The 8,996-nt window shown below is 69.5% G+C and carries 8 protein-coding genes; all 8 read left to right on the plus strand.

Annotated elements, in window-relative coordinates; genetic code table 11:
* The 8 genes from G7007_RS06475 to G7007_RS06505 are packed head-to-tail and all read left to right on the plus strand — an operon-like array spanning position 1 to position 8,991.
* A complete protein-coding gene (locus tag G7007_RS06475; RefSeq protein WP_181100073.1) occupies positions 1-999 on the plus strand; it encodes a hypothetical protein in 999 nt (332 codons plus the stop codon).
* Entirely contained in the window at positions 996-2,969 is a 1,974-nt protein-coding gene (locus tag G7007_RS06480) for a vWA domain-containing protein (protein ID WP_181100074.1), read from the plus strand. Before G7007_RS06475 ends, G7007_RS06480 begins: the two co-directional genes overlap by 4 nt.
* A gap of 1 nt (position 2,970) precedes the next feature.
* The gene (locus G7007_RS06485) at positions 2,971-3,663 is read left to right on the plus strand and encodes an ABC transporter ATP-binding protein (RefSeq protein WP_181100077.1); all 693 of its coding nucleotides are present in this window, start codon (positions 2,971-2,973) and stop codon (positions 3,661-3,663) included.
* Positions 3,647-4,870, plus strand: a complete 1,224-nt coding sequence (locus G7007_RS22145; RefSeq protein WP_258198499.1) for an ABC transporter permease — start codon at positions 3,647-3,649, stop codon at positions 4,868-4,870. Before G7007_RS06485 ends, G7007_RS22145 begins: the two co-directional genes overlap by 17 nt.
* Positions 4,871-4,892: 22 nt before the next feature.
* Positions 4,893-6,404, plus strand: coding sequence for a formylglycine-generating enzyme family protein (locus G7007_RS06490; protein ID WP_258198504.1), 1,512 nt, complete (start codon positions 4,893-4,895; stop codon positions 6,402-6,404).
* A 46-nt stretch (positions 6,405-6,450) separates the two neighbouring features.
* Complete coding sequence (locus G7007_RS06495; RefSeq protein ID WP_181100087.1) at positions 6,451-7,188, plus strand: hypothetical protein; 738 nt, start codon at positions 6,451-6,453, stop codon at positions 7,186-7,188.
* A gap of 6 nt (positions 7,189-7,194) precedes the next feature.
* Positions 7,195-7,695: a hypothetical protein gene (locus G7007_RS06500; RefSeq protein ID WP_181100089.1), complete on the plus strand. Its 501-nt coding sequence runs from the start codon at positions 7,195-7,197 to the stop codon at positions 7,693-7,695.
* Between the two features lie 48 nt (positions 7,696-7,743).
* Positions 7,744-8,991, plus strand: coding sequence for a VWA domain-containing protein (locus G7007_RS06505; protein WP_181100091.1), 1,248 nt, complete (start codon positions 7,744-7,746; stop codon positions 8,989-8,991).
* The last annotated feature ends 5 nt before the right edge of the window (positions 8,992-8,996 follow it).

The raw sequence follows: 8,996 nt of genomic DNA on the forward strand, positions 1-8,996 counted from the left end.
ATGGCCATCACCCCCAAGCTGCAGCCCCTGCTCCCTTCGACGCCCGGCCGTGCCCTGCTGCACGTGCGAGGCTGGGAATACGACAGCGGCGCGCTGTCCTTCGCCATCCAGCGCAACCAGGACGAGCACTACCTGCAGGCCGACCAGCGCTGGAGCAACACGCCCTGCTGGTTCGAGCAGGTGTTCGAGGAAGACGCCAGCGGCGAGCACATGACCTGCGCCCTGGGCGCGCAGATCGTCGACCCGCTGCTGAGCCAGCCGAACAACCTCTACAACCTGCGCCTGCGCGGGCCGGACGGCACAGACGAGAACGTCCTGCGCCTGGCCGATGGCCTGCTGCCTTCCAGCGCGGCCGCCGCCACGGGCCCGGCTGGGGCCGAGCGCAGCGCGGTGCTGACGCCAGCGCCGGAGCCCGAGCCTGTGCCGGCCCCGGTGGTCGAGCCTGAGCCCGTACCCGTGCCCGAACCGACCCTTGAGCCAGTCGCCCCGCCGCCCATGCCGCCGGTCACGCCCTCTGCGAACACCAGCAAGGCAGGCCTGTGGATCGCCCTGGTGCTGGCGTTGCTGGCCTTGGCCGCCCTGGCCTGGTGGCTGCTCAAGCCGGGCGCCGAACCGGCCGCGCCCGCTGCGCCTGCGGCGGCGACGGCGACGGCGGCCCCGTGCAGCCGCGAAGCCCTGGCCAGCGACACGGAACTGCAGTTCGTCCAGACCTGCATCCAGCACGCACCCGGCAGCCAGGCCCTGCTCGAGACCATCGCCCAGGCCAAGGCGGCCAAGCAGTGCGGCGTGGCGCAGCGGCTCTACGCCAACCGCGCCCAGGCCGGCGACCTGGCCATCGCCAGCGCCTACGCCCACGAGTACGACCCCAAGTTCCTGCAACCCAGCGACTGCTTCAAGGCACCTGACGAGGCCACGGCGGTGTACTGGTACGAAACCATCCAGGGCTTCGACCCGGACAATGCCGAGGCCGCCGAGCGCCTCAAGGACCTGAAGAAGTGAAGCTGCGCCTGATCGCCCTCGCCGCCAGCCTCGTGCTGGCCCACGGCACCGTGCTGGCCGCCGACACACCGCTGCTGCAAGCCGGCAAGAAGACCCTGTTCCAGCGCGTGCTGACCACGCCGGGCTGCCACCTGAGCCCCACGGCAGGCGCCCCGGCCGGGGCCGAACAGCCGGCCTTCAGCCGTTTCTACGTGTACGAACGCAGCCAGGCCGGCAATGCCGAATGGCTCAAGGTCGGCCCGGACAGTTTCGGCAAGACCCTCGGCTGGCTGCCGGCGGCCTGCACGGTGGAGTGGCGCATGCAGCTCACCCTGGCCTTCACCAACCCGGCCAACCGCGACCGCCTGCTGTTCTTCAAGGAGCGCAAGACCCTCGAAGGCATCCTCGACGCGCCCGACCCGGTCAGCCACATCGCCCCGCTGCGCGCCAAGCTCAAGCAGGGCCAGGCGGCACCGGGCGTGCTGGCCCAGGAGCCGGAGTACTTCATCGACCTGCAAAAGCAGTTCTACCTGCTGCCGGTGCTCAGCGGCGAAGAAGTCATGACCGAGGCCGGCTTTCGCACGCGCATCCTCGACGTGGCCTCGGTCAGCAAGGCCGACGCCCAGGCGGCGAACGCCCCGGCCAACGCCGCCGCCCAGGGCCCAGCGGGCGCGGCCAACAGCGCCAGCCAGCTCAAGGAGTTCAGCGCGGCGGTGGTGTTCGTGATCGACTCGACCATCTCCATGGACCCGTACATCGAGCGTACCCGTGAGGCGATCCGCAAGGTCTATGCGCAGATCGCCAAGGAGAACCTGGGCCGCCAGGTCAAGTTCGGCCTGGTCGCGTTCCGCTCCAGCACCCAGGCGGTGCCGGGCCTGGAGTACCTGACCAAGCTGTACGCCGACCCCAACACGGTCAAGGACGGCGATGACTTCCTGGCCAAGGTCGCCGACCTCAAGCAGGCCAAGGTGTCGAGCAAGGCCTTCGACGAAGACGCCTACGCCGGGGTGATGCAGGCCATCGACACGATCGACTGGAAACCCTTCGGTGCCCGCTACGTGGTGCTGATCACCGACGCCGGGGCACTGGACGGTGACGATAAGCTCTCTTCCACCGGGCTGAGCGCCGAGCAGGTGCGCATCGAGGCGGCCAACCCGGGCGTTGCGCTGTACACCCTGCACCTCAAGACCCCGGCCGGGGCCAAGGACCACGCCCGGGCCGAGGCGCAGTACCAGGCGCTGTCGACCTACGCCGGCACCCAGACCTCCCTGTACTACCCGGTGGATGCCGGCGACGTGGAGGCCTACGGGCGCAAGGTGGATGCCCTGGCCAGCGCCATCACAGGCCAGGTCAAGGCCGCCTACATGGGCGACGAGGCCATCGGCAGCGCGCTCAACGCCAAGGCCACGCCCGAGGAGCAGAAGCTGGTCGACGACGCCGCGCTGATCGGCCACGCCATGCGCCTGGCCTACCTGGGCGAGCAGCAAGGTACCCAGGCGCCGCCGGTGTTCCAGGCCTGGATCGCCGACCGCGACCCGATCAAGCAGAACGTGCCGACCACCGACGTGCGCGTGCTGCTGACCAAGGCGCAGCTGAGCGACCTGTCCGAGGTGCTCAAGCAGATCCTCGACGCCGCCAACGAAGGGCTGATCTCGCCCAGCGACATGTTCGAGCGCCTGCGCAACGTGGCCGCGACCATGGGTACCGACCCCAACCAGCTCAAGGCCAACGGCAACGCCAAGGTGGCCGACCTGGGCGTGCTCGGCGAATACCTCGACGACCTGCCCTACCACAGCGAAGTGCTGAACCTCGACGAGGAAACCTGGAAGAGCTGGGACGGCCTGGCCCAGGAGAAATTCATCCGCACCCTGGCCACCAAGCTGCGCCACTACCAGCGCTACAACGCCGACGTGGACCGCTGGGTGTCCCTGGCCGAAGGCAGCGATGCACGTGACTACGTGTACCCGGTGCCGCTGGAAATGATGCCCTGACATGCTCGAGGTCGATGCCCTGAGCGTGCAGCGCGGCGTGCCTGGCCACGGCCATGCGGTGCATCTGCCGTCGCTGCGCCTGGACCCTGGCCAGGTGCTGGCGATCACCGGCGAGAGCGGCTGCGGCAAGAGCACCCTGCTCGAGGCCCTGGGCCTGCTGCTGTCGCCCAGCCAGGTGGGACGCTATCGCCTCGACGAGGTCGATGTGGCGGCGCTGCTGGCCCAGGGCGAGCAGGCGCGCCTGGCCGAGCTGCGCGCACAGCGCCTGGGCTTCATCCTGCAGAACGGCGGCCTGCTGCCGTTTCTCGACGTGGCGGCGAACATTCGCCTGCCGCGCCAGCTGCTGGGCCTGCCTGGCCTGGGCGCGGGCGCCGAGCGGGCCATCGAGGTGCTCAACCTGACCCCGCTGCTGAACAAGCTGCCGCAGGCCCTGTCGATCGGCGAACGCCAGCGCGTGGCCTGCGCCCGGGCCATCGCCCACCAGCCGCGTCTGCTGCTGGCCGACGAGCCGACTGCCGCCCTCGACCCGCACAACGCCCAGCGTCTGTTCGGCCTGTTGCTGGAGCTGGCGCGCGAGCTGCAACTGGCGGTGCTGCTGGTGTCCCACGACTGGGCCCTGGTCGAGGCCTTCGGCCTGCCGAGCCTGCGCGCCCACAGTGGCCCTGGGGAGACGCACTTTGCCACGCTGGCCTGAACGTCTGCGGCTGCTGACGCAGCTGGCCCTCGCCGACCTGTGGCACGACCGCAAGGTCTCGCTGTGCGTGGCGGCGGCGTTGGTCGCGGTCATCGCGCCGCTGTTGCTGCTGTTCGGCCTCAAGCACGGGGTGGTCAGCCAGTTGCAGGCACAGCTGCTCAGCGACCCGCGCAACCTGGAGGTCAAGCTGCTGGGCAGTGGCAGCTTCGACGAGGCCTGGTTGCAGACCCTGCGCGCGCGACCGGAGACCGGCTTTGTCGTCGGCCTGACGCGCTCGCTCAACACCCAGGCGGACCTGCTCGGCGAGCACGGGCGCTTCGTGGAGAACGCCGAAGTGGTGCCCACGGGGGCTGGCGATCCGCTGCTGGTCGATGCCCAAGTGCCCGCCTCGACCACGGCCACGGTGCTGAGCGCGGCGGCGGCGCGGCGTCTGGAGGCCAGCGCCGGACAGTGGATCCGCCTGCGTGTGCAGCGGCGCCTGGACGGCCACGAGCAGCGGGGCGAGCTGCGCCTGCAGGTGAGCGCGGTGCTGCCGGCCGAGCGCTTCGCCCGCCCGGCGGTGTTCGTCACCCCGGCCCTGCTGCAACAGCTCGAGCGCTTTCGTGATGGCTATCAGGTGCCGCTGTTCGGCGGTCTCGAGGGCGCCGTCCAGGACGGCCTGGCGCCGCGCTACGCCAAGGCGCGGCTGTATGCCCGTGACATCGACGCGGTGGCCGGGCTGGCGCGCTGGCTGGAGGCGCAGCACCTCGAGACCAGCAGCCGCCTGGCCGACATCGACAACGTCAAGGCCATCAACCATGTGCTGGGGGTGATCTTCGCGGTGATCGCCGGTGCGGCGCTGCTCGGCTGCCTGGCCTCGCTGGCCGGGGCCTTCCTGGCCAACATCGAGCGCAAGCGGCGCAGCCTGGCGCTGCTGCGCCTGATGGGTTTCCAGCGCGGCGCGGCGGCAGGCTTCATCGTCCTGCAAGCCGTGGCCCTGGCCCTGACCGGTTATGTCGGCGGGCTGGCCAGCTACCTGGCCGGCAGCGCCCTGTTCGACCACCTGCTCGGCGGCGCCCGCGCCACCGGCGCCTTCGTCTGCCACATCACCCCTGGGCATGCCCTGGCCGCGCTGCTGCTGGCGCTGCTGGTGGCGGCCCTGGTCGCCCTCATCGGCGCGGCCCGCGCCATCCATATCGAACCTGCGGAGAGCCTGCGTGAACTGTAACTCGCTACGTGCCTTGTGCCTGATGCCCCTGCTGGCGGTGAGCCTGCAGGCCCAGGCCGGCTGGGACGAAAAGTACTACAACCCGAAACCGGCCGAGGGCGACGTGGTGCTGCCGATGCCCTGCGACGGCGCCATGGTGTTCCGCAAGGTCTTCGTGCCCCTGGGCGGCCCGCTGGACGACTACCCGGTCAAGCTTGGCCAGGACAGCGCCGAATGGGGCTACGTGGAGCAGACGCGCCCGGCCTTCGTCGCCGGCAGCTTCACCGACGGCAAGCCAGCCAAGTCGCGCTACTACCTGCTGGCCAAGTACGAGATGAGCGACCTGCAGTACCGTGCACTGACCGACGAGACATGCCCGACGCCGGCCACCAAGACGCGCTTGCCGGCCACCGGGGTCAGCTGGTTGCAGGCGATGCAGGCCAGCGACCGCTACAACCTGTGGCTGCGCCAGCACGCCAAGGAGAAGCTGCCCAAGGAGGACGGCGTGGCCGGCTTCCTGCGCCTGCCGACCGAGGTGGAGTGGGAGTTCGCTGCGCGCGGTGGCCTGCAGGTCAACGCCGCCGAATTTCGCGATGGCCGCTACCCGATGCCCGACGGTGTCGGCGCCTACGAATGGTTCGCCGGCAGCCAGTCGGCCAATGGCCAGGCGCAGCTGACCGGTCTGCTCAAGCCCAACCCATTGGGCCTGCATGACATGCTCGGCAATGTGGCGGAGATGATGTTCGAGCCCTTCCGCCTGAACAAGCTCGACCGCCAGCATGGTCAGGCCGGTGGCTTCGTGGTCCGTGGCGGTGACTTCCGCACCGCCCAGGGCGACCTGCGCACCGCCCTGCGCCAGGAGCGCGACTACTACGACGGCGACCATGCCGCCAGCAACAAGGGCACCGGCCTGCGCCTGGCCCTGGTGGCACCGGCCCTGACCTCGCGCGACCGGATCAAGGCGATCGAGCAGCAGTGGCAGACCCTCGGCCAGGCCGAGGGTGCGGGCAAGACGGACGGCTCCACCGTGCAAGCGCTCGGCCAGCTGGCCTCGGGTGTGCAGGACCAGGCGCTCAAGGACCAGCTCAAGAGCCTGGAGAACCAGCTGCGCGCCAGCAACCAGCAGCAGGAGGAAAGCCGTGACCAGGCCATCCGCGCCAGCCTCAACCTGGGCGCGTTCCTGTGCACCAAGCTGCTCGACGACGGCCGCTACCTGGACTTCCTGCAGAAGAACTACGCGCTCACCTGCGCCGCCGGCAGCGACGACAGCACCTGTCCGATGCGCCAGGGCAAGCTGGACGAGCAGAAGGACCGGCTGCACAAGCTGAGCAACTACTACGCCAGCACCCTGGTCGACGCCGCCACGCTGTACACCCAGCCGCTGCTGGCCAAGCAGGTGCCGGTGCAGGAGGAGATCCTCACGCGCAACCCGCAGCTACAGGACCTCAAGCCCTTCCTGGGCACGCACTGGGGCAACCTCAAGGGCTACCTCAAGACCCAGAAGATCGACACCGAGGGTTGGCTGGGCCGCTGCAAGGGCGTGAAGACGCCGTGACCGACACTTCGAGACTGACTGACGCACATCGATGCAGGAGCAACTCATGAAAAGGCTTTTCCCCAACCGGTGGTGGTGCGCGGTGCTCGCCGTGAGCCTGGTGCTCGGCGGGTGCGCCCAGTCGACCGGCGGCCAGGGCGCCGGCAACCTGTTCGGCACCTCCCAGGCCAAGACCGATCCGCGCCTGACCCAGGGTCAGGATGCGAAGTTCTTCTCCAGCTCCGGCCTGACCGCCTGCGCCGCTGCAGCCGGTGTCGGCATACTGGCCTGCGCGGTGGCGGCCGACAACAAGGTCGGCTGCATGGTCGTGGCCGGCATCGGTGCCTGCGGCGTGGCGCTGGGCGCCAACTACTACTACGACTACCGCCGCAGCCAGTACGCCAACACCACCCAGCGCCTGCAGAAGATGAACGACGAGGTCAAGGCCGACACCGAGAAGGTGGCCTTGCGCAGCGCCACCCTGCAGCAGGTGATCAACGACGACAAACAGCGCATCGCCGCCCTGCGCACCTCGATTCGCAGCAAGACCGTGAACCAGGCGGCAGCACGCCAGCAGGTGGCCGAGATCGATGCCAACCTCAAGCAGATGCGTGCGGACGTGGGCAACATGCGCAACAAGGTCGCGCAGTACGAGAAGACCGCTCAACTCGAGCGACAGAATGGCGCCGGCAAGGACGTGGCCGCCGTGGAGGCGGAAATCGCCAAGATGAACGCCAAGGTCGCCAACCTGCAAAACGAAGTCGACGGGCTCTACAGCCAGCGTTCGGCCATCACCCTGGGGTAATCACCGATGAATGTTCGACACCTTGTGCCGCTACTGGGCGCCGCGGTCCTGGCCGGTTGCGCCAGCACCGCCCAGGAATGCGACAGCACCGTGCAGGACCCGAGCCTGTTCACCAAGATGCACTGCGACCTGGGCGGCGGCTACCAGCAGCAGGTCGATCAGCAGCAGCAGTCGCTGGACGCAGCACGCGCGGAGAACGTCGCGTTCCGACGCGTGCACGATGACCTGGTCGCGCAGCAGCAGGCCACCGGCAAGACCTTGGCCGAGCAGCAGCGTCAGCAACAGGCACTGAACGCCTCCATGGACAGCCTGCTGGGCCAGCTCAAGGCCCGGCATGGCGCCAAGGCCGGTGTGCAGCGCCAGATCGACGACTTGCAACGCCAGCTCAGCGCGGCCAAGCAGCCCGTGCCGGCGGCCAACCCGGCGCAGGTCCAGGCGCGCCAGGAAACGCTCAAGGCGTTGCAGAAGAAGGTCTCGCTTCTGCAGATGAGCCTGGGGTACGAATAACCGCTCGACCGGGACCGCACGGTCCTGGTATCCACCGGATGTCTTTTCATGCAGCGCATCACCCACGACGCGGGCCCCTACACCGCGGCTCAGCTCGACACGCTCGGCGCCACGCTGACGCAGCTCGAGCGTCACTTTCCGCCCAGCATCGTCCACCTGTTCAGCCAGCCACGGCCGGATGGCGACGGTGTGCAGTGGTGGTCTCCGCTCGAAGGCCAGCCTACGCCTTATGCCGAGCTGAATGCCAAGGCCCAGGCCGACCTGCTGGCCCGGGTCGCGCACCGCCAGCAGGCCATCGCGCAACTGGCCGAGCGCCTGCGTGCACGGGGTGACACCCAGACGGCGCAGGCCCTGGAGGGTTTGACAGGGACTGTGGCGCTGGAGCACCTGTACAGCCTCAACGATGAGCCGGTGATGATCCGCTGGGGCGCGCTGGCACCGCGGCCCGTGGCACCCCCACCGGCAGCGCCCGTCAGCCCGGCCCCGCCGCCGCGACCCGTGGCTGTGGCGCCGCGGCGTCGCTGGGGGTGGTGGCTGCTCGGGCTGCTGGCCTTGCTGGCGCTGCTGCTGTGGGCGCTGTGGTGGTGGCGGGCGCTGTGGTGGCCGATACCGGCGGCCGCGCCGATGGGCAACTACGCCTGTACGCCGGGGGCCGCCGCGCCGGACTTCGTGATGATCCTCGACACCTCGGGGTCGATGAACCTCAACCAGTCGGCCACGGCAGAGGACGAGGAATGGTTCGGCCAGGTGGGTGATCGCCTGCCGGCCGACAACCCTCGGCGCTTGCGGATCCTGGCCGAGCCCACGCGCCTGAGCGTGGCCAAGCAGGCCTTCGACGAGACGCTGGCGCAGCTGCACCCGGACATCGCCACGCGGGTGCTGACGTTCGACGGTTGCCAGGTCATTCGTGACCATGGGCTGTTCCGGGCCGATCAGCGCACGGACCTGCTGCGTCTGGTCGACGGCCTGCCGGCCTACCAGGCCACTCCCCTGGCGGCGAGCCTGGAGCGCGCCGCCAGCCAGGTCGACGGTCGTGACAAGGACGCGGTGGTGGTGATGTTCGTCGACGGCGAGGACAACTGCGACCGGGACGTCTGCGCCGTAGCGCGGGAGATCGCCCAGCGCCAGCCGCGGTTGCGGGTGAACATGGTGAGCCTGAGCAAGAACCCCTTGTCGCGCTGCGTGGCCGATGCGACGGGCGGGCGGGTGTATGCGGCGCAGGATCGAGAGGCCCTGGCGCAGGGGTTGCGCGAGGCGACCGAGGAAGTGGCGCGGCAGCCTGATTGCGGGCCGTGAGGCGG

Origin of the sequence: Pseudomonas entomophila (assembly GCF_013523125.1) — a bacterium.
Lineage (GTDB): Bacteria > Pseudomonadota > Gammaproteobacteria > Pseudomonadales > Pseudomonadaceae > Aquipseudomonas > Aquipseudomonas entomophila_B.

What these genes read in the sequence shown, in the direction of transcription:
- G7007_RS06505 (WP_181100091.1), top strand. Translation starts at nt 7,744, where the DNA reads ATGCAGCGCATCACCCACGACGCGGGCCCCTACACCGCGGCTCAGCTC.
- G7007_RS06475 (WP_181100073.1), top strand. Translation starts at nt 1, where the DNA reads ATGGCCATCACCCCCAAGCTGCAGCCCCTGCTCCCTTCGACGCCCGGC.
- G7007_RS06485 (WP_181100077.1), top strand. Translation starts at nt 2,971, where the DNA reads ATGCTCGAGGTCGATGCCCTGAGCGTGCAGCGCGGCGTGCCTGGCCAC.
- G7007_RS06495 (WP_181100087.1), top strand. Translation starts at nt 6,451, where the DNA reads ATGAAAAGGCTTTTCCCCAACCGGTGGTGGTGCGCGGTGCTCGCCGTG.
- G7007_RS06490 (WP_258198504.1), top strand. Translation starts at nt 4,893, where the DNA reads ATGCCCCTGCTGGCGGTGAGCCTGCAGGCCCAGGCCGGCTGGGACGAA.
- G7007_RS06500 (WP_181100089.1), top strand. Translation starts at nt 7,195, where the DNA reads ATGAATGTTCGACACCTTGTGCCGCTACTGGGCGCCGCGGTCCTGGCC.